Origin of the sequence: Propionivibrio sp. (assembly GCF_049316945.1) — a bacterium.
Taxonomy (GTDB): Bacteria; Pseudomonadota; Gammaproteobacteria; order Burkholderiales; family Rhodocyclaceae; genus Propionivibrio.
On record NZ_JBMOJE010000006.1, the window covers coordinates 31,280 to 57,236 of the forward strand.

The following is a 25,957-nucleotide window of genomic DNA, read 5'->3' on the forward strand; positions in this document are numbered from 1 at the left end:
TTTGCTGTGTTCCTTTGTTGTTTGCTGTTCTTAAACCAAACCGATGGCGGCCAGACCGGCTCGAGCACATTCTTCGTCCTGCGCTTCTGAAGCACCGGAGACACCGATGCCGCCCATCCACTCGCCCTCCCCAATCGGCACCCCACCACCAAAGACAATCAGCCGCGGCTGGCTGGAAAAGCCGAACTTCATCCCCTCGTCCTGACCGATCACCGACATCCAGGCTTTGGTCGGAAAACCGAAACTGGCCGAGGTATAAGCCTTGTCGATTGCTATATCTATCGAATGCAGAAAAGCGCCCGGCATGCGCAGAAAAGCCATCAGATTGCCACCGCGATCAACCACTGCAACATTGATCTTCCAGCCATTGGTTTCGGCATGAGCAACTGCCGCCGAACAGGCGGCAGCCGCCGCCTCGGCCGAAATGCCCGGCGTGTTGGCGGCAACTTGCATCAGGTCACCACGCTCAGGAAGGCATCATTGAGCTTGCGGTCGTGATAGAAAACGGCGGGACCCACTTCTTCCCAAGTCCAGGTCACCGGATGCATATCCGGATAGAAGTCGTAACCTCCACAGAATGTCTCGAGACGATTGCCGGAAGGGTCAAAGAAATAAATCGTCGTGCCGCGGGTGACACCATGACGGGTCGGACCAATGTCGATCGAAACACGGTTCATCGACATGATGTCGGCGGCGCGCAGAACTTGCTCCCAACTGTCGAGGCGGAAGGATACATGGTGCATCTTGTCGTCTTCACCGTGACGCACCATGGCGATGTCGTGCGCCTTGGTCGAACAGGTAAACCACGTGGCCAGATCGGTTTCGCCATCCTCGAGTTTGATGCGCTCGACCAGATTGAAACCAAGCACATCTTCAAAAAGCTTGCGATTACCATCGATGTCGCCGCCGTAGATCAGGCAGTGATCCAGACGTGACGGCGCGATCCCTTTCAGGTCAGGCACCCACGGTTCCGGGTTGGTGTAGGACATGCCGTTGCCAACGTCGGTCTTCTCGGCGTAGAGCTCGATGCTGTGACCGGTGGGCAGCTTGAAGCGCACGCGCTCGCCGGTTTCCAGCATCTCGCCAGCCGGAATGCGCTCGGTCTTGACACCATAGGCGTTCAGGTCGGCATCCAGCTTTTCCAGAGTCGCCTTATTCATCACCTTGAAGGCAAAGAAATCCATCCCTGCCCGCTCAGCCTGGCGCAGAACTATGCTGTTGTGGTCACGCTCGTCCCACGCCTTGAAGTACACCCGACCCTGGCTGTCACGGCCGGTTTCCAGCAGACCCATAACGTTGGTGTAGAAATTGACGCTCTCTTCCATGTCGAGCACGCGAATCTGCGCGTGTCCCGGACGTAAAACACCTGTCATTGCCATAATTGTCCCCTCTCCTGTTTAAATTTGGCGATCACAAAATTTCAACTTATTTTTACAGAAATTTACGTAATCAGTTTTTTGAAACGATATTACTACTCAATCTCGATGTCAATCTATATTCTCGAGAATTATAATAAAAAATTAAAGTACAGTTATTAAGGTAATATCCAATTTAATTAAACAACTCTTTTTCTCATGCTCAATCACACACCAACCTCTTTGTCAGGTGATCCCGAGCCAAAAACTCTTGTCGAGTCGGCCTATCGCGCTTTGCGCCGCGACATCGTCGAAGGGCGCCTGGCTCCTGGAGAAAAACTCCGCGTCGAGCACCTGAAGGACGACTACGGGGTCGGTGCCGGAACTTTGCGCGAAGCACTTTCCCTGCTTGTTTCTGACGCGCTTGTCGTTAGCCAGGGACAGCGCGGATTTCGCGTCTCTCCGGTCTCCCTTAAGGATTTTGAGGACATCACCAATACGCGCCTGATGCTGGAAAGTGAGGCGCTGCGCCTGTCCATTAAAATGGGAGACGAAGCCTGGGAAGGCGAACTGCTGGCCGCCTTCCACCGCTTGTCCAGAGCAGAGGAAAGACTCATCGACATGAGCTGCCGCATCGAGTGGGAAGAGCGTAACCGCATCTTTCATGAGGTATTGATTTCCGCCTGCCCGTCGCTGTGGCTCAAACACTTTCTTGCCATCCTCTACCGTCAGGCCGAGCGTTACCGCAGCCTGTCGCTCTACCTGCAACCGGTTCCCAGAGACGTTCATGCCGAGCACCAGAATTTGTTCAATGCCACCATGGCGCGCGACGCCGACAAGGCCGTTGCCATCCTGAAGGAACATATCCTGCTCACCTTCCAGGCATTCCAGACACATCCGGAACTGTTGAACGAAAAACTCCAGTCCTGAATCATCACCCCAACTCCTGAGCTGGTGCGGCTTTGACCTGCCCCAGTCGGCACACGTTTTTGCACATTTTCCCGAGCACCTTGAGGCGAATGTCGCTCGTCGGTTTAACCCGGCAAGCCAGCACCCGGCCTGCCGCTTCATCTTCCTCGCTGACATAATCACGGCTCATCACCCGCTTCTGGTACGTACCCTCGGTGATTTCCACCTTGCACACACCGCAGCCGCCGCCGCGACAGCCCACCGGAATTCCTTTCTTGCCGAGACGTTCCATCCCGACCAGCAGGGATTCCAGCGGCGAGCAGCGGAAGCTTTCGCCGGTTTCCTCGATCACCACGCTGTAATAGACCATGCCCGCCTCCCTGCGCCGTTCAGATATTCTTGAACAAGGGGCTCTTCAACTGCTGCGAGGCATCCGCCGCGGAGAAGAACTTCTCCATGTAGATGTCGCGCTCGAAGAGGCGGCCTTGCATCAAAGTCGAGATACAGGCTTCGATCATTGCCGGCGGACCGCACAGGTAGGCCTTGTGACCGCGAAAGTCATTGTTGAAATGTGCTTTCGCCGCCTCGTGTACGAAACCGCGCGCTACGCTCCAACTTGATCCCTCCGGCTCGTGCGACAGGGAAGGGACATAGCTGAAGTTGGCGTGTCTGGCAGCCAGTTCGGTAAACTCGGCGTGGTAATAAAGCTCCTGCAAGTTGCGTTGGCCATAGATAAGCGTCATCGGCAGTTCGCAACCATTGTTCAACAGATCGGCAATCATTGACTTCGGACTGGAGAGGCCGGAACCCCCGGCCATGAAGATCAGCGGTACATTGGCCGATTTCTTCACGAAAAAACGGCCATAGGGACCGCTCAGATTCAATTTCTCACCGACCTCCAGTTTCTCGTGCAACCAGGTGGTGACCTGCCCACCGGGAACGATGCGCACGTTCAACTCGACCCTATCCGCCTGCGCAGGGGAATTGGCCAGTGAAAAGGCCCGCGATAGACCGCCGAGCGCAGGCACCTCGAGATTGATGTACTGCCCGGCCTGGAAACGTAGTGGCCGGTCCAGCTTCAACCAGATGCCACGGATGGTCGGCGTCAAGGCTTCGATACGCACCACTTCGCCTGCGTAATCCTCGACCGGCAGGTTTTCGGCGTCGAGATCTTCATCGATCTCGGCTTCGATCACCGTGTCGCATTCCAGTCGTGCGCAGCAGGCCAGGGTTTTACCTTCCTCACGCTCGAAATCCATCAGGGCGAAGGTGGAAGCCTCGCCATGATCGACTTCGCCGTCCACCACCTGCACCTTGCAGGTTGCACAAAGGCCGTGACAACAGGCGTGCGGCAGGTAAATTCCGGCGCGCAGCGCAGCGTCGAGAATGGTTTGCCCGTCTTCGACCTCAATGGTCTGACCAAGCGGCTCAATGGTTAATTCGTAGCTCATGACGCCCCCGGTTTACGAACAGCTGCCGTCGATGCCCTTCAGGCCCGGCGTCTGCAAACGCAGCATGTCCTTGTGCTTGAGCCCCTGCTCAGCCAGTGTCTTGGTCATATCCGGCTGCCAGGGTTTCCCCGACTTGAGCCAGGTAGCGGTCTTGAAATCGACCTTGGCCCAATCCGGGTGGTAACCGAAAGAATGCGGCAGGTGCTTTTCACACAATTCGCTGAACGGCGTACTCGGCGGCAGGCAATAGGCGAAAGGGGCGCAGAACATCAGGTGGTCATCCCAGCCAACGTAGAGCAATTGACCGCCGTGGAATTTGTCCTGCGTATCGGCGGGTGGGAAGTTATAGTCTTTGAGTGCTGTTACAGCCATTTTTGTCTCCTAATTCTGGTTCGGGAGGGCGTAAATGCATACGCCCTCCACTCACATCAAACGATCAGGTGTTCTTGGTCGCCATGCCGCGCCACGCAGCAAAATTTGCCTGATCGCGCGAGCCTTCGAAATCGAGGTTGTCCTTGCCGTTTTCGAAGTGGTACCACTCAAGCACCTTGGCCAGCGGATCGAAACCTTCGACGGTCGGATCAGTGCCTTCCGGAAAACAGTTGCCCTGGTAGATTTGATGTACTGGCAACCACGCCTGGATGTACTTTTGCGGCTCATCGTCAAAGATGCGTTTACAGCCGTCCGAACAGGTGTGGTACTTCTCGCCCTCGTAATCCGATTCGCGATAGCAGATCTTGGTCGGATCGTCCGGCTCGGTGAAGACCATCGGGATCTGGCAAACCTGGCAGAGCATGGGCAGCGTGTTGGTGTAGAAACGGTTGCCTTTCTCGGCTTCGTCGCGCCAGTGGGTGAAACGCGCCCGATAGTACTTGTCGAAGGTGTTCGGATACTTGGCCGACAGCCAGTCCATTTCCTCGTCGCTCGGCATCCAGGTATGGAAAGCGGCGGCACCGCCGTACTGATAGAAGGTTGCCCAGGCTTGATGCGAGAGGTGCTCCTTATCGATCGAGCACTGCGCAATGCAGTCCGGCACCTTGATGCCATAGCGCGCGAGGTCGCCGAACAGCGCGCCACCATTCTGCTCGAAATAGATTTCCCAGGACTCTTTCCAGCTCATCACGCGCTTCGGCAGCATGTAATCCATCATCATGGCCACCAGGGTCAACACGCGGACGCCACGCCAGGCCCATTTGTCGATCCACTTCTGAACGATCGGCAGGTTGTCCGGGTCCTGTTCGAGCATGAACTTGATGCACTCAAGGCCGAGTGTCATGTGCCGGGCTTCGTCGGACTGCGCCGAGAAGCCGAAGGTCACCGTCGCCATGTCGCCGTTGTAGGCGGCACCGGACATGAAGGGCACGAACAGGAGGTTGGTCAGCACATATTCGAAGGAGAAGCCGATGGCAATCATCCACTCGAAAGGCCCGGCACTGAAAGCGTCGTCGAAGAAGGACTTGGGCACCGAGAGATACCAGACGCGCTCAAGCATGTGCTTGAAATCGTGGAAACCGTCGTAGTGCTTGTTGTAGTTGGACAGCGCATGAATCTGCGTCTGTGCATGACGGACTTCGTCGACCGACTGCATCAGGCAAGCAACGCGCGGGCCAACACCCGGGAAGTTGCGGCCGGCGGCGGCAAAACCACGGTGGGCAACGTATTCGAGCGGCGAAATACCGGTCAGGAACAGCTTGATGGCATTCAGGTAACGCGCATCGGTGATGCCAAGGTGGCCATTGTTCTGGGCAAAGGCATCGAGCACGGCGTACAGCTTGCGCTCCTTCTCAGCCTGATACTTCCAGTAGGAATCCATGGTCAGGCGGAAGGGATCTTCCCACTTGTCCCAGTCGTGAATCTTGATGCCTTCAAACGTCGCTTGCGGAAATACCTTGTCCATCGGCTGATAGCTGGTTTCCCAGCCCAGGCCGCGTGTCATGTGGGCATATTTTTCCTTGATGCCCAGCTTTTTCTTGGGGGCGTGCATATCCATGCTTGTCTCCTTTATCAGTTAGGCCAGGACAGTTTGAACTGGTCGTCGTCTTCGTCCAGGTGTCCGGAAATGGTGATCAGATTGACCTGCAGCTCTTGCAGGTCGAATGAACGGCCAATCAATTCCTCGATGGATTCGCGCTTGATCACCAGGCTGCCTTCGGCATCGATCTTCACCATGGCCGGTGATTCGTGGGCTACGGCGTGCGGGTTATCGGCCAGCACCGCCTCGATGATCGGGCGGGTATCTTCATTGATCTGAAATGCGATAAATACGGTTGACATGAGATTTCCTAAACAGAGAGGCCGAGCTTGGCGCAGCGGGCGCTGAATTGAGCCGTCACTTCGGCCAGAACGCTCTCGGACTTGTCACCGAAGGCTCGATTGGCGATGGGAACCAGCGCTTCGAGAACCGGGGCGCGATACTGTTTGACCCAGTCGCTGATCAGTGCTTTGTTTTCTGGTAACTCTGCAGCGGCAACCTTGATCTGGGCATCGACCCACTTGGCGGTTTCGGTGGCCCACTCAGACATGAAGCGGGTCATCATGGAGATGGCCGTGCCCCCCTTGGCGGAAAACTCGCCATCAAGGTAGTCATATAGCAGCGGATAGGAGAGGCCCTCGAGGACTAAATTCTGGGCTACAAAAATCTCGAACCAGTCCTGTACCACCAGGATATTCTCGACGTGACAACGCATCGGTTGCCATAGCGCCTCGCTCATCCAGGCTTCCTTGGCTGTATCCAGCGCTTCCGGACCATCAAGCACCAGGCCAATGCGCGTCAGATACTGAGCCACGGCCAGGTGATCCATGGCGTGATAGAGGCAGGGTTGGGTTATGGCCGTACCGTAACCATAGGCGGAAATGAATGAATTCCCCATGTTGCCGCCCCACTCGACATGGCGCATGGGAACCAGGATATCCAGCGCGATCTGCTTTTGATCCGCCGGAATCATCTCGGCCAAGCCGCGATCCTCAATCATTGCAAAGCAGGAGTCGGCGGCGTCCTGCTGCCGAGAGCGGGCTATTGTCCATGCTCCGTAATAGAATTGACGTGGATCTTTCAGGGCATACCAATCCTTCATCTGCACCTTGGTACGACGCTTGTCGAACAGTTGCAACTCTGGTTCCCACATCGGACGGTAGTGAAAAATATCCGTCTGCTGGATATCGTACGTACCTTCCTGATAACGGCTGGCCGGCTTGTCGCCGAAACGCCGCGCGATGTTGTCGAAGGTATGTCGCAACGGCTTGATGGCTACCGTGCGCAGATCAATTTCCATTTTGTGTCTCCTCTTGTTATTCCCGCAAGCGGGATGGTTAAACCGAATCTTCAATTTCCTTCAGCGAAGCCGCGTTCAAGCGCGCCACCCAATCACCCTGCCCAGGCGTTGCCGGCTCAAGAACGATGACTTCATTGGTCAGGCAGAACTCGTGAAATGCAGCTTCAGGAAGCATCAGTTGGACGCAAAGTGCTGGGTCACCGATGGCAAACTCAAACTCGATGAAACCATCGGGCCTCTGCTCGCAAACACGCACGTATCGACGCGTCGCATCAAAGGTGCTTTCCGGCCGATTATTTTCTTGTTGATCCATGCGTTATTCCTTCTGTGGCGGCGCCCTGATTTTTAGCGTCTGGACACTTCCTTATTCAAGGAACGTGCCACATGATTAAGATTATGTTTTTATTGCATAATGCTAAAATCAGAAGGGCATTGAAGCAGCATCAAATTACGATTTGATCAATTCATTTCGCCGGATCTAATCATATGATCAATCGCCTTTACTCCGGCATTTTTGCCAGTCTCGATATTTTTCATATTTTTCACACTTCAATAAAATATTGTTTTTAAGGTAAAACCGTTAAAATTGCGCTCTTGAAAATCCCGTGTAAGCGCCTCTCGTCGGGTTGCAAGATTGAAGGACAAGCAATGACGACAATTCAGTATCCGGAATCGAATGACCTGCGCGAGCTGGTACGTTTTTCCGAAAAAGACGGAACCATCTGGCTCGCCGGAAACCGGATGGTGCTGATGCACACTGCCGCCTTGGGGTCGTTGCGCAAGGAACTTATCGGCTCGGTGGGTAAGGAACACACCCGCCGTATCCTCACCCGCATGGGCTACACCTCTGGGGTACGCGATGCCGAACTGGCCAAACGTATTCGCGGACACCAGTCGGCAACCGACGCCTTCTTCTCCGGCCCACAACTACACATGCTGGAAGGTGTCGTCCAGGTCACCCCGGTCCATATGCACATGGATATCGAGAGCGGCAAATTCACCGGTGAATTTCTCTGGGAAAACTCCTGGGAACAGGAAATCCACATGCGCGACTTTGGCCAGTCGGAAGAGCCTGTCTGCTGGTCGCAAATTGGCTACGCTTCGGGCTACACCTCGGCCTTCATGGGTCGTTTCATTTTATTCAAGGAAGTTGAATGTGTGGCCTGCGGCCACAACCATTGCCGTATTGTTGGCAAGCCGCTGGAAGAATGGGACGACGCCGAAGCGCACGCCAGCTATTTCCAGCCGGATTCCATGCTCACCCACCTGCTGGAATTGCGCACTCAGATCGATTATCTGCGCACCACGATCTCTCAGCAGACGCAGACACCTCAACTGATTGGTAATTCCAAGGGTTTCAAACATGCGTACGACCTGGTTTCGCGCGCTGCCGTCACCCAGGTTTCCGTGCTGCTACTCGGCGAAACGGGTGTCGGCAAGGAGCGTTTTGCACGCACCCTGCATCAACTCAGCAAGCGGCGGCACGGGCCCTTCGTGGCGATAAACTGTGCGGCACTGCCCAATGAGCTGGTCGAATCCGAGCTTTTTGGCGTCGAAAAAGGCGCCTACACTGGCGCGCAGACCTCTCGCACCGGTAAATTCGAGCGCGCGGACGGGGGCACGGTCTTCCTTGACGAAATCGGCGAACTGCCCCTGGCTGCCCAAGCCAAGCTGTTACGAGTACTCCAGGAAGGGGAAATCGAAAGGCTGGGCGATGATCGCGTGCGCAAGATCAATGTACGCATCGTCGCCGCTACCAATGTCGATTTGCTAACGGCGGTCAAGGAAGGGCGCTTCCGTACCGACCTTTTCTATCGCCTGAACGTTTACCCGATCCAGATTCCACCACTACGCGAACGAGTCGCCGATATCCCGCCACTGGTCGAAGTCTTGCTGAACCGTTTCAGCACACTCTACGAAAAAAAGCTGCTTGGCGTCAGCGACAAAACCATGCAGGCTATCAAGCGTCACCAATGGCCGGGCAATGTGCGCGAACTGGAAAATATTATCGAACGCGGCGTGATTCTCGCCCCGCAAGGCGGCTGGATCGAACTGGAGCATTTGTTCACCCACGTCGGAGAGTCCAAAAACTGGGAACACCTGATTTCCGCCGCCGGCAATCTGGAGAACAAACCCGCACCCTGCCGTACTGCAGCCCTGCTCGAAGCTATTCTCGGCAGTGGCATCTCCTTTGAAAGCCTGGAAATCAGCTTGCTTGAAGAAGCTGTAAGACGCTCGGATGGCAACCTGTCCTGCGCCGCCCGTCTCCTTGGCATTACCCGCCCGCAGTTGCAGTATCGGCTAAAGAAAAAAGACCTCGATTAAGCACCAGGAAATAACCATTGACGTTCCGGGAATTGAAATCCTCGGTGAAGATAATGAGCGATATCTCTTTACTCAATTCCATTGACACGATTACTAAAATTCGAAAGCAATCATTGCGATGAACATACCTGTCAATCACTTCAAAGAAGGCCTGCAAGCTGGCCAAACGCTCTTTGGTCTTTGGCTCGGCCTCGGTGAAACCTTCAGCGCTGAAATTTGTGCCGGTGCCGGGTTTGATTGGCTGTTGATCGATGCCGAACATGGTCCGAATGACTTGAGGAGCATCCTGTCGCAACTGCAGGCAATAGCCCCCTATACATCCCAGCCTGTCGTTCGACCGCCACAGGGCGACCACGTACTCATAAAACAACTTCTGGAAACAGGTGTGCAAACGCTACTCATCCCGATGGTAGACACTGCAGAGCAGGCAGCCGGACTGGTCGAGGCGATGCGTTATCCTCCTGCAGGCATTCGCGGTGTCGGCAGCGCCTTGGCCCGTGCCTCCCGCTGGGGCAGGGTTGATGACTATGCAGCCTTGGCGAATGACCAGATGTGTTTGCTGGTTCAGGTAGAAACAAAAATCGGCTACGAGAATCTGGACGCTATCCTCGCCGTTGAAGGCGTTAACGGTGTCTTCTTTGGTTCGGCCGACCTCGCTGCTTCGTATGGATTTCTTGGTCAATCAACCCACCCGGAAATCGTGGCTGCGATCGAAATCGGACTGAAAAAAGTATTTGCAGCAGGAAAATCCGGTGGCGTCTTGTGTAGTGACAAATCCCTGAACCAGCGATATCTCGCAGCAGGAGCGCGATTCGTCGCTGTGGGAGTCGACGCTTTATTGCTGGCAGGTGCTACAACAGAACTTTTGAGAACTTACAAGACTGATTCAATGATTCTTCCGGTGGCGACCTCATACTGATCTTTCTGGACGATTTTTTGCTCTAAGGCAAAGACGATGAAATTTCCATTATCCCCAATTTATGTAACAAGAGGCTGCAGGCAAGTAGTAAAGCACTGTCGGCCAGTGCCGTAATCGATCCAGTGAAGGAATTATATCCAAATGGACAATCAAAAGGATTTCACAGGGCAAGTGGTGCTCATTACCGGTGGTTCGCGGGGCATAGGCTATGCAACCGCCGAGGCTTTCCTCAGGCAAGGAGCACAGGTTGCGACCTGTGCGATGGACGAGAACCGCCTGGTGACTGCCTTGGCACAACTTGCAAAACTTGGAGAGGTGGCTGGCTGGCGTGTGGATATATCCGATTTCGACGCCGTTGATGAACTCGTCCGACTTACACTGGAGCGTTTCGGCCGCATCGACGTGCTGGTCAACAATGCGGCACGCATCGCGGTGGGCAAATTTGCTGAGCAGAAGTGGGTGGTAATCGACGAAATCATCGATGTGAATATCAAAGGCACCCTTTACGTCACCCATACCGTACTTCCACATATGCTGAAAAGAGGTGCTGGCTGTGTGATCAACATCTCCTCGTCACTTGGAACTTTCGGCATGTCGGGTGTAGCCGCTTACTGCGCAAGCAAGTTCGCTCTCGTCGGATTCACCGAGGCGTTGGCCCAGGAAGTGAAATGGGCCGGGGTGCGAGTCTACGGCATGACGTTAAGCATGTCGGCCACCGACATGCAAGTGCAATTCTCCGGCTACCGTGATGGCATGCCACCGGAGATCGTAGCTGAACAGGTACTGTTGCTTGCAGGACCCAATCCACCGATCGAGACGGGGACTTGCTTGAAGACATATCTCTGAACAATATTTAAACCTGTGCGAAAATCTTTTCTAGGTAAGCAAACATGCTCTGGATCAGACTTTTCCTCCCCTTCAGCAGCACCTTTTCCTGTTCTACCCTTTTCGTACCGCCAATGCAGTGATCGGCCCGGTATTGATCGCGAAACTGTAGCTCGGTTCCGCCGATCCTGGCCCTTTTCACCACCTGCAGATTCTTTCCGTAGCGCTGACACTCATGTGGAAATTATGAAACTGGCCGTCCGCTATGCGGCTGCGAGCAGACGGTCGATTAGCGTAGTAACGAATGTCTCTTATGGGTCGCTACCGGCCGGCCGGCATTACGAAAACATCTAGTCAGCACTAGCGGAACAGCGGAAACCTTGGCCGGGATGGCGTCATTTTGGGTGGCGGTTTTCGGTCGTTCTGGTTGGCTGGTTTGGGATGGAATGATCGCGCAGGCCGCTGTCGACGGCCATCTCGGCGGCATCGAGGCCAGCATGGCCTATCACTCGGTTTGCGTCGGCGTGCCGTGTAGCGGTTCTGACCTGTGTGCGCGGCATGGCCGCCGCTGGCCTTCAAACGCCGGCCAGCCCTGCGAAGAAGTAGAGCGCCAGCCATAAGGCGGTGCAGCGGCGCAGGAGGGTGAGGGCGCGGGCGATGTCCTGGCCGTTGGCCGGACGACCTTCGCCGAGGGCGGGCCGCTGCTCGACCTGCCCGTGGTAGATGGCCGTGCCGCCGAGTTCCAGGCCCAGGCTTCCGGCGCCTGCCGCCATCACCGGGCCGGCGTTCGGGCTTTCCCAGTGCGGCGCCTGTTTGCGCCAGCAGCGCAGGGCGCGGCGCGTCTGGCCGAGCAGGGCGTAAGAGAGCGCAGTCAGGCGGGCCGGCAGGTAGTTGAGCAGGTCGTCGAGGCGTGCGGCCGCCCAGCCGAAGCGCAGGAAGCGCTCCGTCTTGTAGCCCCACATCGCGTCCAGCGTGTTGGCCAGACGGAAGAGCAGGGCGCCCGCCCCGCCAAACAGGACAAACCAGAACAGTGCGCCGAACACGGCGTCGTTGCCGTTTTCCAGCGTTGTTTCGACGCAGGCCTTGGCCACGCCGCTCTCGTCGAGGGCGCTGGTGTCGCGCGAAACGATCCAGCCGACGTGCTGTCGGGCGGCTGGCAGGTCGCCGGCGGCCAAGTCGGCGGCGACGCGCTCGGCGTGTTCGGCCAGACTGCGCCCGCCCAGCGCGAGATAGAGCAGGGCGACATCGATCAGCCAGCCGACGAAGTCGCCGCGCTTGCCCCAGAAAGCCAGCGCCACCCAGGGCACGACGATCAGCGCCCAGGCCAGCAGGCCGCCGGTGCGGCGCCATGTTCCACGATTCAGGGCACGTTCTGCGGCATTGGCCAGCGTGCCGAAGCCAACCAGCGGATGCCAGCGTCTGGTCTCGCCAAGCAGGCGGTCAAGCGCAACGCCAGCCATCGCGGCGAGGGGCAGCCAGAGGGTCGCCGGGACGTAAAGCGTAAAGAGATCGGGCGACATAGAGGAATGCATGAAGGCCGTGATGGAGAAATAAGCCGGGATTTTACGATGAATAGGCCGGAAGAGCAGCGGCAGACTCCTGCGCTGGTTGTTCAGGGCGGCACCCGCCAGTAACCATTGGACAGTGCTGCTTGGCCTGCGCTGCCGTGTTTTCTACGTTGCCGGCCTTTCAATCGGCGCAGGAAGTCGCTGAAAACAGAGCAGGGAAATTTTCGGCATGAGGCTGAAAGCCGCATGGATAGGCGATCTTCGATAGACATACCCGGCAAGCCGCATGAACGCTGGCTCGCCGGGCATGATGCCGCAAGATCGCCATTCTGCGCGGCTTGCAGCGGTGCTGAATTTACTTGAGCGTCAGCGGCAAACCTGCCGCCACCAGCGTCACCTTTTCGCTAACTGCTGCCACCCGCTGATTCAGGCGGCCCTGTTCATCGGCGAACAGGCGCGACACGGCGACCATCGGGACCACGCCCCAGCCCACTTCGTTGGAAACAATGACGATCTTTCCCGGCAGTTGCGGCAGGGTATCGACCAGCGCCTGCACTTCGCCTTTGAACAGCGGGCAGTCGACCGTTTGACCGGCCTCGGCCTGAGCGGCTGACGCACCGGCAAAGAGCAGGTTCGACAGCCACAGCGTCAGGCAGTCCACGAGCAGGCAGACGTCTGGCGCCGCGTGCTTCTGCAAGGTCGCGGCCAAGTCGAGGGGAGCCTCGACCAGCCCCCAATCGGCCGGACGCCGCGCCCGGTGCAGGGCGATCCGGTGCGTCATTTCGCCGTCCAGCGCCTGCGCCGTCGCCACGTAGATGACGCGCAGACCGCTTTCCGCAGCGCGTTTTTCCGCCAGCGTGCTTTTGCCCGAGCGGGCCCCGCCAATGATCAGTTCTCTCATGCGGCAAGTTTACAGCGAAATTCGCACGCGCGCCCCGAGCGTATAATCGTCCCTTTTTTCAGGCAGCTCTTTCAGGCCACTTTCCCATGCAATTCGCCATTCCCTCGCTCGACAGCATCCTCGATCCGGCCCTGCAAAACAAGATCAACGCCAAGACCAAACCGCTCGGCGCACTCGGCCAGCTCGAACAATTGGCACTGCAGGTCGGCCGGATTCAGCAGACGCTGACGCCGAAATTCTCGCAGCCCCACCTGCTCGTCTTTGCCGGCGACCACGGCGCGGCCAAGGCTGGGGTCTCGGCTTACCCGCAGGACGTGACTTGGCAGATGGTCGAGAACTTTCTGGCCGGTGGCGCAGCAATCAACGTTTTCGCCCGGATTAACGGTCTGGAGTTGAAGATCATCGACGCCGGGGTGGCGCATGATTTCGGGCAGCGCGACGGACTGATCGACGCCAGTATCGCGCGCGGCACCCGCAACTATCTCGAAGAACCGGCGATGAGCGCCGGCGAATGTGCCGCCGCGTTGGCCAAAGGCGCTGAACTCGCTCGCACGCTGGCCGATGCCGGCTGCAATGTGCTGGGCTTCGGCGAAATGGGCATCGGTAATACGGCCTCAGCCTCGCTGGTCACCCATGCGCTGACTGGCACGCCACTCGTCGATTGCATCGGGCGCGGCACCGGCCTCGATGACGCCGGTCTGGCGCGCAAGCGCGAGCTGTTGGGGCAGGCCGTCAAGCGTGCCGCCCTGCCGGCCAATGCCGAAGCGCTGAACGTACTCACCGAGTTCGGCGGCTTCGAGATCGTGATGATGGCCGGCGCCATGCTCGGTGCAGCCGAACGCGGCATGACGCTGCTCATCGACGGCTTCATCGTCACTGCGGCGCTGCTCGCCGCCTCCCGCATTGAGCCGGCAATCCGCGACTACTGCATTTTTTGCCACCGCTCGGCCGAACCGGGCCATCTCGCACTGCTGCACGTCCTCAATGCCAATCCGCTGGTCGATCTCGGTCTGCGCCTGGGCGAAGGCACCGGCGCGGCGCTGGCCTGGCCGCTGCTACGCGCCGCCGTCGCCTTCCTCAACGAAATGGCCAGTTTCGAGGCGGCCGGCGTCAGTGAGAAGATTTGACTTTAAACCTTAAAACCTCAGTCTATCCACGAAAATCACGAAAGACACGAACAAAATCAAGAGCTTGATCTTTTCCTTATTCACCTTTTGGGTGGCCATCTTAAGCTTATTATCTCCTTGATTCTTTTCGTGCTTTTGGTGTTTTTCGTGGACGAGCTGCTTTTTCTAGGTTAAATTTTTCACCGCCAAGTCACCAAGGTGCACCAAGTTAACTTCTTGTTCTTCTTGGTGAAACTTGGTGTTCTTGGTGACTTGGTGGTTCGCTGTTTTTTTTGACTGTCTACTAGACCATGCCCATCCGTACCGAACTCGAATACCTCTTCGGCGCTATCCGCTTCTTCACGCGCTTGCCCGTCCCGGCCTGGGTCGGGCACAGCAGTGAAAAGCTTGAGCGATCCTCGCGCTACTTTCCGGCGGTCGGCCTGATCGTCGGCGGTATCGCGGCGCTGGTCTTTGCGCTGACCTCCTTCATGTGGCCGAAAACGCTGGCCGTACTGGCTTCGATGGCAACAACGCTCTACCTTACCGGCGCTTTTCACGAAGACGGCTGGAGCGATATGGTCGATGGCTTCGGCGGTGGCTGGGAAAAGACGCAGATCCTGGCCATCATGAAGGACTCGCGCATCGGCAGTTTCGGTGCTGTAGCGCTGGTCATCCTGCTGCTCGCCAAGTTCTGCGCACTGGTCGAAATCGATTTGCTGTTGATTCCGGTAACGCTGATTGCCGGGCATGCCTTCTCGCGCCTGTGCGCGATTTCCCTGCTGCGAACACTCGACTATGTGCGCGACGAGGGCAAGTCGAAGCCGCTGGCCACCCGCATCGGAGGCGGTGAACTGGCTTTTGCCGCGCTCACTGCTCTGCTTCCTCTGCTCCTCCTGCCGCCGCAGCAAACCGTCGTCGCAATCATTTTCGCAGTACTTGCTACGCTGTGGCTCGCACGCCTGTTCAAACGGCGCATCGGCGGCTACACCGGCGATTGCCTCGGCGCCACGCAGCAGCTTTCCGAAGTCGCCTTCTATTGCGGGTTGCTGTGCAGGTTTTCCTGATTCGTCACCCGCGGCCCTTGATCGACGCCGGCATCTGCTACGGCCAACTCGACATCGAGTCGGAAGACGCGCTACCCGTCTCGGCACGCCTCAGGCCGTTGCTGCCGGAAGGCACGCCGGTCATCTCCAGCCCCTTGCGCCGTGCTCGCCAACTGGCCGAAGCACTTGACCCGGCAGCGCGCATCGATGCCCGCTTGTGCGAGATGGACTTCGGCGAATGGGAAGGCCAGTCGTGGGAGGACATCGGCCGCCATGCGCTTGATACGTGGGCCGCTGATGTTCTTCAATTCACCCCGCCCGGCGGCGAATCGGCCGCCTGCCTGCAACAGCGCGCCATCGCCTTTGCCAAATCGCTCAACGGCCCGCGCGTGGCGCTGGTCACCCACGCCGGGATCATGCGCGCCCTGCTTGGCCACTGGCGACAGCTTCCGCTCGGCGAGTGGTCGCAACTGAAATTCGAGTTCGGCAGCATCACGGAAATCGAGATTGAACCTGGAATCCACCGCAAAGTCGCCAAGGAGCAAAGGTAACGCAAAGAAAACCAATGATCCCCGGCTTCTAGCCCCTTCTTTGCGTTACCTTTCTTTTTTCTTTGCGCCTTTGCGGTGGACGTTTGCAAAACCATGAACCTACCCAAACCTGATCCTGACGCACTGGCCTACAGCGAAGCGCTTAAACGCCGCATTGGCGATGAAATCGAATCTGCTGGTGGCTGGATCGGCTTTGACCGCTTCATGGAACTTGCCCTCTACGCGCCAGGAATGGGCTACTACTCGGGCGGCGCACACAAATTCGGCGCCGCCGGCGACTTCGTCACGGCCCCTGAAATATCATCGGCCTTCAGTCAGACGCTTGCTGCACAGGCCATGCAGATCATGGCGTTCAGCGCTCCACAGATCATCGAGGTCGGCGCCGGCTCGGGGCGACTGGCAGCAGATATGCTGCTCGAACTTGAAGTGCGCGCAGCACTCCCCGAGCGCTACAGCATCCTCGATCTCTCCGGCGAGTTGCGCCAGCGCCAGCAGGCCACGATTGCCCAGCGGGCGCCGCATTTGCTCGACCGTGTCACCTGGCTCGACCGGCTACCCGAACGCTTCGACGGCCTTGTGCTGGCCAACGAACTGCTCGACGCCATGCCGGTACATCTGGTGGTCTGGGGTAGCGAGGAGGATGAGCTTGCGATTCTGGAACGTGGCGTCGGCTGGGAAAACAACGAGTTCGTCTGCTGTGACCGCCCTGCCCAGGACCACGTTCTTGAACGGGCACAGGCACTGGCTTTTGAGAACCCGCTACCGCCTGGCTATCTGAGCGAGATCTGCCTGGCCTCGTCCGACTGGACGGCCGCCTGGGCCAGCATCCTCGGCCTGGGTGCCCTGCTGCTCATCGATTACGGATTCCCACGCCACGAGTACTACCATGCGCAGCGCAATACCGGCACGTTGATGTGCCACTACCGCCACCATTCGCACGGCGAGCCGTTCTTCCTGCCGGGCTTGCAGGACATCACGGCACACGTCGATTTCACGGCGATTGTCGAGTCGGGATTTGAGGCCGGGCTGGAGTTCCTCGGCTATACGACGCAAGCCGCGTTCCTGCTCAACTGCGGACTAACCGATGTGCTTGCACGCATCCCGGCAGAAGACTCCATTCGCTACCTGCCGCAAGCGCAGGCCGCACAGAAACTGATTTCGCCCGCTGAAATGGGCGAATTGTTCAAGGTCATTGCGCTTGGCAAAGGCATCAACGAGACGTTGATAGGCTTTGCCCAAGGCGATCGCAGCGCTTCGCTTTAGGCACACTTCTCCCGGAGCGCTTACCCTTTGCTGATGTAGAGATGAGCCATGAAACCGTTGAAATCTACGGCCGGAACGACGACTTCGGGCAGCCGGGCTTCGACTCGGGGAAACCCTGCCCGCGAGGTGTACAAAACCTCGTCGCTGTAGGCATCGTTGTAATGGTTGCACGCCTCATCCAGGACTTTTCCTGCGCTCATTTCGGTGACGATCAACATTTTGTTTGCCTCTGGTTTATTGAATGAATGGCAAGTAAAGTAACGGACAAGAGCCCAAAAGGTTGAGCGCCTCGCAGCACTATCTGAAAATAAGGTGCGACAGAATTTGATCGACGTGTATTTTCAGTTTTTTCTTCAGTTTTCCGGTTCTCGGCCGATACTTTTCAGGTACGCACAAGGAGTCGATGATGGATATCAGCAGCGCTGGCAACGTTACAGCCGCACTCAGTCAGGCCAATACCGGTGACGCTGTGGCCATCGCGGTATTGAAAAAGGCACTCGACATTCAGGCCCAGGGGGCGTTGCAACTGCTTCAGGCACTCCCGCAGCCAGCCGCCAGCAACCCTCCCAATCTGGGTAACAGCGTCGATACGTTCAGTTGATTCTAGAAAAGGCGGTTGACCACAGCGAACACGGCGAACACAACGGAAAAACAATGGGTTGCAATGTTTTCATGATTCACCCTTCGGGTGAGCCATGAAATCCTGAAAAACTGAGCACCCCAAGAGGATTTGCTTCGCAGCAGCTTTTCGCTGTGCCCGTCGTGTCGCCGTGGTTGAAGTGAGGTTTGTTGGTTGATTCTGCTTTAGCAAAATATAGTCCGTTGGGGCTACCCAATGGGCGAAGAGCAATCATCGCGTTACCGTGAAAGTCGCGCGAGCGACTCTCGAACCTCCCCTCGCCTTCTGGGAGAGGGGTCGGGGGTGAGGGAAACGGGCAAGGCTGTCATTATTTGGGGTGCCTGACAAAGTCATGCCCGTTAGTTTCTTGCCCCGGAATCAGTCGGCAAGTGCCAAAACCTGTTTGACGGCGGCCACCCGCGCGGTGTGCAGGCGCTCGGGAATCTGTGCGGCATCGGCGCAACCGCGCGCAATCGCTGCGGCATCGACAGCGCGTACGGCGTCCAGTGCGCGCAGGAACAGTTGTGGCTCCGGTAGCGGCTTGTCTTCCCAGCCGAGACGACCATGGTAGTCGCAGGCGCAGGCCTCAAGGAGTTGTTCGAAGCGTTGCGGGCGACGCAGTGCATCGGCACTTTCCAGCAGTTTCGTAATGGTTGCAGCGCGCAATTCGGGGCCGCGGCGAATATCACCGTGATAGCGCGCCACCAGAAGCGCCAGATCACGACAATCCGCAGGGCACTTGAGGTGTGCACACACTTCGTCTACAAGCTTTACACTGCGCGCCTCATGCCCCGGATGCCGCGGCAGATCAGCAGTTGGCGTCAGGCCTTTGCCAAGATCATGCAAGAGCACGGCGAAGCGTACCGGCAAGGCATGGCCCTGCTTTGCCGAATGATCAAGCGCCATCATGACATGCACTCCGGTGTCGATTTCCGGGTGAAAATCGGCTCGCTGCGGCACCCCGAACAAGCGGTCCAGTTCGGGCAGCAGGCGCGCCAGTGCGCCGCAATCGCGCAGAACATCGATCATGCGCGACGGCTTTTCTTCCATCAGTCCCTTGGCCAGTTCCTGCCAGACACGTTCGGCGACCAGATGATCCACCTCGCCGCCGATGACCATCTGGCGCATCAGTTCGACGGTTTCGGACGCCACGGCAAATTCGGTGAAGCGCGCGGCAAAGCGGGCGACGCGCAGAATACGTACCGGATCTTCAACGAAAGCCGGTCCGACATGACGCAATATCCGAGCCGCTATATCGGCCACGCCGTTGAACGGGTCGGTCAGGGAGCCGTCATCGGCACGCGCGATGGCATTGATGGTGAGGTCGCGACGCGCCAGATCTTCTGCCAGACCAACCTCGGGCACCGCGTGAAAGGCGAAACCCTTGTAACCGTGGCCGGATTTGCGCTCCGTTCTGGCGAGCGCGTATTCCTCATGCGTTTTCGGGTGCAAAAAAACCGGGAAGTCCTTGCCGACCGGTCTGAAGCCACGCGCCAGCATTTCGTCGGGCGAAGCGCCAACGACCACATAGTCACGGTCCTGCACCGGCAAGCCAAGCAACTCATCGCGGACAGCACCGCCGACCGTGAAGATTTGCATGGCAAGGAAAGGGGAAAGGGTGAGCGGTTGAGCGCCTACCTGGCCTTTACTTCAGCCAGCGCGCCAGCACGCCATTCCTGCATGGCCGGCAGTGCGCACATGGTCTCGACCCAGGCGCGCGAGGCGGGAGGAAGGTCTACCGCATAGGTCAGAAAACGCCAGACAACGGGGGCATACATTACGTCGGCAATCGAGAAACTGCCAAACAGGAAGGGGCCTCCCTGTGCGAAATGAGCGCGGCAGTTTTCCCAGATGGCAACGATGCGGGCAATATCGGCATCCACTTCGGCCGAGCGCCCGTCAAACGGCTTCGAGGCGCTGATTTCCATCGGCATGTTCAGACGCAAGGCACCGAAACCGGAGTGCATCTCGGCACAGATTGAACGTGCTTCGGCACGCGATTTTCTATCGGAAGGCCAAAGCGAAGGTGATTTCTCGGCCAGGTACTCGCAGATGGCCAGCGAATCCCAGACAATGGTTTCACCATCGATCAGGCAAGGCACTTTCCCCGAAGGCGAGTACTTGAATATTTCTACCTTTGTCCCGGCACCGCGCATGCGGATGTTAACTTCCTCAAAGGGCAATCCGGTCTGCTTTACGGCCAGCCAGGCGCGCATGCTCCAGGAAGAATAGTTGCGGTCGCCAATAACGAGTTTGAGCATGAAACGAATCTCCGATTAATGATTAACGACCGGCACGGCAGCGGTAGCTGTCCAGGCGCAGTTTAGGCGTAGACGATGACAGGTAGCCAGGCGCTACCGCTTCCAGTGACCGTGGTTGCCAGCCCGGGTAGTTGCGTCGACCATCGGTAACGCTTTCAACCTGCATCGAGCGCAGGTTGTCCGGTGACATCGGCGGATTGGGCAGCAGACCCAGAAAAGCGGCCTGCAGATAGGCCAGGGTATCGGGCAAATTGATCACCAGTCGCTGCTGGCCGATCAGCTCGCCGGTGTAATCCACCAGCTCGCGCAGGCTGTAGACCCTGGGGCCGCAAAGTTCGTAGGTCTGGCCAAAAGTAGCGTGGTCGGTCAGGCACGCAGCAAAGGCGTCGGCCACATCGCCGACATAAACCGGCTGAAAGCGTGCGCCAGCCCCACCGAGCGGCATCACCGGAAAGAGCCTGAGCAAGGTCGCGAAGGTATTCAGGAAAGAGTCGCCGGGGCCGAAGATGACCGAGGGGCGAAACACCGTGATGTCGAGTTCGTTCATCGCCGCACACACCGCCGCTTCGCCTTCGCCTTTCGATCGCAGATAGGCCGACGGGGCATCGACCGCGGCCCTGAGCGCACTCATGTGCACCAGGCGGCGCACACCGGTCTGTTTCATGGCGGCGAGAATCTTCCTGGGCAAGTCGACGTGAGCGGCAGCGAAACGCTTGCCGTAAGGCTTGGCCGAATCGCCATCGTGCAGAATGCCGACCAGATTGATCACCGCGTCTACGCCTGTCATCAGCGAAGCCAGCACTTTCGGGTCGTGCACATCGGCTTCGACCACATAGACGGTCGGCAACAGGATCAACTGCTTGGTGTTGTCACGATGGCGCGTCGGAATGGTGACGCGAATGCCACGTTCGGAAAGTCGGTTGGCAATCCAGCCACCGACGAAACCGGTTCCCCCGATCAACAGTACCTTCTTGAGTTCCATAGCACCCTGACAATGTAATAATTTGCAAAGAGCGGATTTTACGGCAATTCTTCGCCCTTTGGATCAACAGTCGCGCGCGGCCCGATAACGCCAAGCCGGCTCTTGATCGATTGCGGCTTGCCGTCAAACAGCGCCGAATAATAGACCGAGTTGCTCATCACCTTCTTCACGTAATCACGTGTTTCGTTGAACGGAATGGTCTCGGCGTAGACCGCGCCCTCCAGCGGGCGATCGCCGCGCCATTTGCGCGCCCGACCGGGCCCCGCGTTATAGGCCGCAGAAGCCAGCACCGGGTGATTGTCGAGGCTCTCCATGACCAAACGCATGTAGGTCGTACCAAGCAGCACATTGATGTCGGTGTCGTTCACCTGGCCCTGGTGAAAGCCCTTGAGACCAATCTTGTTGGCCACCCACTTGGCCGTCGCCGGCATCAACTGCATCAGGCCGGAAGCCCCCACCGTCGATTTGGCGTTGGTCACGAAGCGGCTCTCCTGGCGCATCAGGCCGTAGACCCAGGCGTCATCGAGTGACTGGCTCCTGGCCGCCGGTCGCACCTGATCGCTGTAGGGCGACAGGTAGCGCAACGAATAGTCGTGCTCGTTCTTGGTACGGTCTGCCGCCGCAATGGCACGATCATAGATGCCGGCGCGATGGGCAATATCCGAAGCCGCCAGTAGCTCACGGTCGCTCATGCTGCGCAGCGTCCAGTTCCACTCCTTGACACCCTCGGTGCGCAAATTGAGGCGATAGAGCGCCAGGCTACGCTGCACGCCGGGATTGGCGGCCGTCTGCGCCATTTCATCGCGTGTTGGCGATGCCGCCTTGGGCGGCGTCATGGTCGTCCGGCCCAGTTCTTCATCGGCCAGATTGCCGTAGAAGTTGGGCTGTCCGGCAATTTTGGCAAACAGCGTATTGGCGTCCTCGATACGCCCACCCGCGCGGTAGGCGCGCCCCAGCCAGTAAGTCCAGGCTGGCAGTTCGGCGAGGGCCGGCGGCATCTTTTCGATCGTCGAACGCACTGTTCCCCAATCCTGGGCGCGCAGGGATGCGCGCACCTTCCACTGCGCTACTTCGTCGGAAAGCGGCACATCGCCGGCTTTCCGATACCACTCAAGGGCTTCGGCCATGTGCCGTTGGGCGGCCTGCCAGCCAATCTGGCTCCACGCCCAGCCTTTCTCGCCGGGCTGCAACTGTCCCTCGATCCGGCTCAGATGTGCGGCGGCCATCTGCGGGTCATTGCGCGCAATGCGGCTGATGGCCAGCGTGGCCAACTCCCGATTCATCCGGCTACCGGCCAGGTTGGCCGGCAGCTTCGCCAGCCACGGCATCGGCGTCTCGCTGACGGCGAGCGCGGCCCGGGCATCGGGTGTCTGGCTCGGCGGCAGATAGTTCATGCTGTAGCGCGCGGCGGCTAATTTGTTGGCTTCAAACTGGCGACGGATGCGCGTCCAGACACCATCGGCCAGTACGCGTTTTTCCAGAATCAGCGCTTCGAGTACCGGATAACACGATGTGGGGGGTTCAATGAGGGTCAGCCACAGCGGCATCACGTCATCGAGCACGCTCGCATCGCCGCGTGCCTGCCGACTTTGTAAGGCATAGCAGGAAAGCTCCTGATCCGGCTGCACCATTGCCGGATACTCGGCATCGAACTCCGCCCACTGACGTTTCATGCCCAATTGCTTGAGCCAGTCACTACGCAGTTTTTCAGCGACATAGCTCTTCTCATAACGGGACAGGAACGCCTTGATCGTCGCCGGATCGGCGCTGCCCAGATTGAGCAGAAGCCGCCAGTAATCGACGTAGGCTTCAAGTTCGTAACCCTGCAACTCGGGAGCAATACGTTCAAGTTTGTTGCGGTCACCGGCGCGGACAGCGTCCAGCGCCGCAAGAAATCGATCGTCGGCAGTGGCTGCTCCGGCCGCAACGTGCGCTGTCAACAAGGGAAGCGCGAGGAGAAAAACAGCAAGGCGAAACTTCATGATAAGCTGGAAAATCCGAAGAAAACAAGTTTTCAGCATAGCACATGAGCCGTGACTTGACGCCAGAAACGATGCCTGAAAAAAGCTTTGAAAGGCTTGCCAACTATCGTTTAAACCTGCGCCGGCAGGGCATCGAACGGCGCCTGGCGCTGCCTGGAGACGAGTGCAATCTTCTTTCTGCGACGATCTGCGATCTTCTGCACAGTAACTTTCCGCAACTCGCAGAAATGCGCGTCGGCTTCTGCTGGCCGGTAAAAAACGAACCCGATCTGCGGCCACTGATGATCGACTGGATCAATTCCGGAAAAACCGGGTTCTCGGCGCTGCTGCCGGTGGTCGTCGCCGCCAACGCCGCGCTCGCCTTCCGTGCGTGGACACCGGGAAGCCGGCTGATTGCCGACCGATATGGCATCCCGACGCCGGCCGAAGGCGAGTTTCTGCGGCCGCAAGCGCTGTTGCTGCCAGTCAACGCCTTTGATGCCGCCGGCTACCGCATCGGCTATGGCGGCGGCTTTTTTGACCGCACGCTGGCCGCGCTCAAGCCCGCCCCGTTGAGCATCGGCGTCGGCTTTGAACTGGCTCGCGTCGACTCAATCCACCCCGAAGCGCACGATGTGCGACTCGACGCGATGGTCAGCGAAGCAGGTGTTTTTTGGCATTCACCAGTGTGAGCAAGCTCCAGTGGAGCGTGTGAAGGAATACCTGGACACCCACCGCGGAGACATAGAGGCTTCGCAGCGCTGCTGCGGCACATTTTCTCTGCGCCTCCGCGCTGGCTAGTTGATTTTGGCTGCCCGGACTCCATGATTGATATGCGCACGGTGCGTGCAACGCAACACGTTTAAGGTCGACTGGTATGTTGCAAGGAGAAGTGGAATGGCAGCCAACGACCCAAAGCAGAAGTGGCAAGTTAGAAAAGCGGACGCCCAATGAACAACCCTGCGGCAACCGATCAAATAGGTTGCCGTAAAGGGGGCGGTAAATGCGCACACCTTGCCTCCGAAACAAATTGCGGAGCGCTACGTTGTACCAATATGCACCAAAGAGCGGTGCCTACCAGTGCGCCGATCATTTGTCCGTCCCGGATCTATTTTTGTTTGCAATGACTGCACCTTAAGTTTACAATGATAAGCAAATAAGTTTGCAACAGTTTTCTTTTAGGCTCAATAAAATCATGGCCAAGCCCTCAAAGTTTGAAGGACTCCTTCGTTCGATTACCAAAGATGTCGTTGATCATCCGCGCGACCTCACGCGGCATCTGTCAGAGCGTCTTCAAATTTCAAGGGTAGCAACAAACCGATACATCACGAGACTCGAAACTGAGGGCTGGATTGCACGAAGTGGCCCATTAACGCATCCCGTATTTAGCCTCGGCTATATGCGGCGCGTGTCGCATCTTTACGACTTAGACGGCTTGGAAGAAGATATCGTGTGGGCTCGAGATTTTATGCCCTATTTCAACCTCTCGCCAAACGTGCAGCACATAGTAAACAACGGTTTCACAGAGATGTTGAATAATGCAATAGACCATTCTGCTGGAAAATCGGTATTCATTTGGGCAACCCAGAATGAGGATGACTTTCAACTTATTATTTCGGATGATGGCGTAGGAATCTTTGCAAAGATCGCAGCAGCCCTCAATCTTCCTGATATGCGCCAAGCCCTATTTGAGCTATCGAAGGGGAAATTTACAACAGACCCCAGCAAGCATTCTGGCGAGGGTGTCTTTTTTACTTCACGCATGTTCGATTCTTTTCAGATTAATGCTAACGGATTACAATTTAGTCATAGCAATCATTTGCCTAATGACTGGCTTCGCGAAACGAAGGGGGTTTTTACTGAAGGAACCGCTGTAATGATGCAAATTGCGGCCGAGAGCGAACGGAAGGCTGCCGACGTATATGCGCAATTCACAAACGCCCCCGAGGATTTTGACTTTTCGAAAACTGTTGTTCCTATGAAACTTGCGAAATTTGGGGACGAATTGTTGGTTTCCCGTTCCCAGGCTAAGCGATTAATTGCAAGATTTGACCGTTTCAGGACCGTAATCTTGGACTTCGATGGTGTTCAAGAAATAGGGCAAGCTTTCGCTGATGAACTATTTCGAGTCTATGCGAATAGTCAGCCGAACGTTGAGTTGTTGCCTAAAAACATGACCACCCAAGTGGAGAGAATGTGGCTTCGTGCCCGTCTGCCAGTGATGTAGCGAGTCAGTCAGTCTCGACATGCGTCTAGTTGGCTGGTCGCATAAACTGTGGATTATTGAATGGCTTTATGGCAATTCCGCCATAGTCAAAAAATGGCTAGGTGGAGCCTGCCAACTCCATCATATTTTAGCTGTTTGAATGGCGGCTTGACTTAACAGCGGCCGCTCAAACCCGCGTTCTTCAAGCGCCTTCAACGACCGCTATCGCTGCGAAGCTGCCCGTGAGCCAAGAAAATTGAGTGCGCCAGTTTCAATGGCCGCTTTCGGGTAGCTCGACCTAGTCAATGGCCGGTTTGGAGAAAACTCGTCACCGGCTGCTTATGGCCGAATCGAGATGACCGTTTTTCCGAAAGCGCCAAGCCTACGGCATCGTGCGCTGCAATGCAGATCATCAATTACAAAATCCGGATAACCTTTTCGGCTGCTATCAGCGCTTAGGGATCGCGAAAATCCGGGCATACCAATTCATTTGCATG

The 25,957-nt window shown here is 57.3% G+C and carries 28 protein-coding genes; 12 read left to right on the forward strand and 16 right to left on the reverse strand.

The features are described 5' to 3' along the window. Positions 1-30 precede the first annotated feature (30 nt). Both ACOYNV_RS02550 and ACOYNV_RS02555 read right to left on the reverse strand, forming a co-directional pair. The gene (locus ACOYNV_RS02550) at positions 31-453 is read right to left on the reverse strand and encodes a GlcG/HbpS family heme-binding protein (protein ID WP_422898167.1); all 423 of its coding nucleotides are present in this window, start codon (positions 451-453) and stop codon (positions 31-33) included. Continuing rightward, complete coding sequence (locus ACOYNV_RS02555) at positions 453-1,379, reverse strand: catechol 2,3-dioxygenase (protein WP_422898168.1); 927 nt, start codon at positions 1,377-1,379, stop codon at positions 453-455. Before ACOYNV_RS02555 ends, ACOYNV_RS02550 begins: the two co-directional genes overlap by 1 nt. 195 nt (positions 1,380-1,574) lie before the next feature. On the opposite strand from ACOYNV_RS02555, the gene ACOYNV_RS02560 reads away from it, so the two are divergent. Next, on the forward strand, positions 1,575-2,285 hold the full coding sequence (locus ACOYNV_RS02560) for a GntR family transcriptional regulator (RefSeq protein ID WP_422898169.1): 711 nt from the start codon (positions 1,575-1,577) through the stop codon (positions 2,283-2,285). A 4-nt stretch (positions 2,286-2,289) separates the two neighbouring features. Here the strand turns inward: ACOYNV_RS02560 and ACOYNV_RS02565 are convergent, their stop codons facing one another. The 7 genes from ACOYNV_RS02565 to ACOYNV_RS02595 form a co-directional block, all read right to left on the reverse strand. Beyond that, on the reverse strand, positions 2,290-2,634 hold the full coding sequence (locus ACOYNV_RS02565) for a 2Fe-2S iron-sulfur cluster binding domain-containing protein (protein ID WP_422898170.1): 345 nt from the start codon (positions 2,632-2,634) through the stop codon (positions 2,290-2,292). Positions 2,635-2,653: 19 nt separating this feature from the next. Next, on the reverse strand, positions 2,654-3,715 hold the full coding sequence (locus ACOYNV_RS02570) for an NADH:ubiquinone reductase (Na(+)-transporting) subunit F (protein WP_422898171.1): 1,062 nt from the start codon (positions 3,713-3,715) through the stop codon (positions 2,654-2,656). 12 nt (positions 3,716-3,727) lie between these two features. Beyond that, positions 3,728-4,087 carry a phenol hydroxylase subunit P4 gene (locus ACOYNV_RS02575; protein ID WP_422898172.1) on the reverse strand — a complete coding sequence of 120 codons (360 nt, stop codon included), beginning with the start codon at positions 4,085-4,087 and terminating at the stop codon, positions 3,728-3,730. Between the two features lie 64 nt (positions 4,088-4,151). Next, positions 4,152-5,705, reverse strand: coding sequence for an aromatic/alkene/methane monooxygenase hydroxylase/oxygenase subunit alpha (locus ACOYNV_RS02580; protein WP_422898173.1), 1,554 nt, complete (start codon positions 5,703-5,705; stop codon positions 4,152-4,154). 14 nt (positions 5,706-5,719) lie between these two features. Next, positions 5,720-5,989: an MmoB/DmpM family protein gene (locus ACOYNV_RS02585; RefSeq protein WP_422898174.1), complete on the reverse strand. Its 270-nt coding sequence runs from the start codon at positions 5,987-5,989 to the stop codon at positions 5,720-5,722. Positions 5,990-5,997: 8 nt separating this feature from the next. Further along, complete coding sequence (locus tag ACOYNV_RS02590) at positions 5,998-6,987, reverse strand: aromatic/alkene monooxygenase hydroxylase subunit beta (RefSeq protein ID WP_422898175.1); 990 nt, start codon at positions 6,985-6,987, stop codon at positions 5,998-6,000. Positions 6,988-7,024: 37 nt separating this feature from the next. Then, positions 7,025-7,300 carry a phenol hydroxylase subunit gene (locus tag ACOYNV_RS02595; RefSeq protein WP_422898176.1) on the reverse strand — a complete coding sequence of 92 codons (276 nt, stop codon included), beginning with the start codon at positions 7,298-7,300 and terminating at the stop codon, positions 7,025-7,027. Between the two features lie 335 nt (positions 7,301-7,635). Here ACOYNV_RS02595 and ACOYNV_RS02600 point away from each other — a divergent pair, with 335 nt between their 5' ends. The 4 genes from ACOYNV_RS02600 (at position 7,636) to ACOYNV_RS02615 (ending at position 11,676) form a co-directional block, all read left to right on the forward strand. Next, positions 7,636-9,312: a sigma 54-interacting transcriptional regulator gene (locus tag ACOYNV_RS02600; protein WP_422898177.1), complete on the forward strand. Its 1,677-nt coding sequence runs from the start codon at positions 7,636-7,638 to the stop codon at positions 9,310-9,312. 118 nt (positions 9,313-9,430) lie between these two features. Then, positions 9,431-10,231 carry an aldolase/citrate lyase family protein gene (locus ACOYNV_RS02605; protein ID WP_422898178.1) on the forward strand — a complete coding sequence of 267 codons (801 nt, stop codon included), beginning with the start codon at positions 9,431-9,433 and terminating at the stop codon, positions 10,229-10,231. 141 nt (positions 10,232-10,372) lie between these two features. After that, a complete protein-coding gene (locus tag ACOYNV_RS02610) occupies positions 10,373-11,077 on the forward strand; it encodes an SDR family oxidoreductase (protein ID WP_422898179.1) in 705 nt (234 codons plus the stop codon). Between the two features lie 368 nt (positions 11,078-11,445). After that, on the forward strand, positions 11,446-11,676 hold the full coding sequence (locus ACOYNV_RS02615) for a hypothetical protein (RefSeq protein ID WP_422898180.1): 231 nt from the start codon (positions 11,446-11,448) through the stop codon (positions 11,674-11,676). Here the strand turns inward: ACOYNV_RS02615 and cbiB are convergent. Continuing rightward, positions 11,632-12,588 carry an adenosylcobinamide-phosphate synthase CbiB gene (gene cbiB, locus ACOYNV_RS02620; protein ID WP_422898181.1) on the reverse strand — a complete coding sequence of 319 codons (957 nt, stop codon included), beginning with the start codon at positions 12,586-12,588 and terminating at the stop codon, positions 11,632-11,634. The two genes, ACOYNV_RS02615 and cbiB, sit on opposite strands and share 45 nt — an antisense overlap. Positions 12,589-12,919: 331 nt before the next feature. After that, positions 12,920-13,465, reverse strand: coding sequence for a bifunctional adenosylcobinamide kinase/adenosylcobinamide-phosphate guanylyltransferase (gene cobU / locus ACOYNV_RS02625; RefSeq protein WP_422898182.1), 546 nt, complete (start codon positions 13,463-13,465; stop codon positions 12,920-12,922). 86 nt (positions 13,466-13,551) lie between these two features. On the opposite strand from cobU, the gene cobT reads away from it, so the two are divergent. The 4 genes from cobT to ACOYNV_RS02645 all read left to right on the forward strand — a co-directional run bounded on the left by cobT (position 13,552) and on the right by ACOYNV_RS02645 (position 17,431). Further along, entirely contained in the window at positions 13,552-14,592 is a 1,041-nt protein-coding gene (gene cobT / locus ACOYNV_RS02630; protein WP_422898183.1) for a nicotinate-nucleotide--dimethylbenzimidazole phosphoribosyltransferase, read from the forward strand. 290 nt (positions 14,593-14,882) lie between these two features. Then, positions 14,883-15,638: an adenosylcobinamide-GDP ribazoletransferase gene (locus ACOYNV_RS02635; protein ID WP_422898184.1), complete on the forward strand. Its 756-nt coding sequence runs from the start codon at positions 14,883-14,885 to the stop codon at positions 15,636-15,638. After that, positions 15,623-16,168: an alpha-ribazole phosphatase family protein gene (gene cobC, locus ACOYNV_RS02640; RefSeq protein ID WP_422898185.1), complete on the forward strand. Its 546-nt coding sequence runs from the start codon at positions 15,623-15,625 to the stop codon at positions 16,166-16,168. The genes ACOYNV_RS02635 and cobC overlap by 16 nt, the downstream gene beginning before the upstream one ends. 93 nt (positions 16,169-16,261) lie before the next feature. Then, positions 16,262-17,431 (forward strand): class I SAM-dependent methyltransferase, encoded by a 1,170-nt coding sequence (locus tag ACOYNV_RS02645; protein WP_422898186.1) that lies wholly within the window; start codon positions 16,262-16,264, stop codon positions 17,429-17,431. Between the two features lie 20 nt (positions 17,432-17,451). Here the strand turns inward: ACOYNV_RS02645 and ACOYNV_RS02650 are convergent, their stop codons facing one another. Further along, complete coding sequence (locus tag ACOYNV_RS02650) at positions 17,452-17,649, reverse strand: hypothetical protein (protein ID WP_422898187.1); 198 nt, start codon at positions 17,647-17,649, stop codon at positions 17,452-17,454. Positions 17,650-17,834: 185 nt separating this feature from the next. Between ACOYNV_RS02650 and ACOYNV_RS02655 the strand changes: the two genes are divergently transcribed. Continuing rightward, positions 17,835-18,032, forward strand: coding sequence for a YjfB family protein (locus ACOYNV_RS02655; protein WP_422898188.1), 198 nt, complete (start codon positions 17,835-17,837; stop codon positions 18,030-18,032). Between the two features lie 396 nt (positions 18,033-18,428). On the opposite strand, the gene ACOYNV_RS02660 is transcribed toward ACOYNV_RS02655, so the two are convergent. From ACOYNV_RS02660 to ACOYNV_RS02675, 4 genes are read right to left on the reverse strand one after another with little or no spacing between them, the layout of a single operon-like run. Further along, positions 18,429-19,649 carry a multifunctional CCA addition/repair protein gene (locus tag ACOYNV_RS02660; RefSeq protein ID WP_422898189.1) on the reverse strand — a complete coding sequence of 407 codons (1,221 nt, stop codon included), beginning with the start codon at positions 19,647-19,649 and terminating at the stop codon, positions 18,429-18,431. Positions 19,650-19,684: 35 nt separating this feature from the next. Continuing rightward, entirely contained in the window at positions 19,685-20,311 is a 627-nt protein-coding gene (locus ACOYNV_RS02665) for a glutathione S-transferase family protein (protein ID WP_422898190.1), read from the reverse strand. Positions 20,312-20,333: 22 nt separating this feature from the next. Further along, on the reverse strand, positions 20,334-21,293 hold the full coding sequence (locus tag ACOYNV_RS02670; protein ID WP_422898191.1) for a complex I NDUFA9 subunit family protein: 960 nt from the start codon (positions 21,291-21,293) through the stop codon (positions 20,334-20,336). A 38-nt stretch (positions 21,294-21,331) separates the two neighbouring features. Then, a complete protein-coding gene (locus tag ACOYNV_RS02675) occupies positions 21,332-23,275 on the reverse strand; it encodes a transglycosylase SLT domain-containing protein (RefSeq protein ID WP_422898192.1) in 1,944 nt (647 codons plus the stop codon). Between the two features lie 44 nt (positions 23,276-23,319). On the opposite strand from ACOYNV_RS02675, the gene ACOYNV_RS02680 reads away from it, so the two are divergent. Together ACOYNV_RS02680 and ACOYNV_RS02685 are read left to right on the forward strand one after the other, a co-directional pair. Then, complete coding sequence (locus ACOYNV_RS02680; RefSeq protein ID WP_422898193.1) at positions 23,320-23,946, forward strand: 5-formyltetrahydrofolate cyclo-ligase; 627 nt, start codon at positions 23,320-23,322, stop codon at positions 23,944-23,946. A gap of 503 nt (positions 23,947-24,449) precedes the next feature. Then, the gene (locus tag ACOYNV_RS02685) at positions 24,450-25,481 is read left to right on the forward strand and encodes an STAS-like domain-containing protein (protein WP_422898194.1); all 1,032 of its coding nucleotides are present in this window, start codon (positions 24,450-24,452) and stop codon (positions 25,479-25,481) included. Positions 25,482-25,957: the final 476 nt, after the last annotated feature.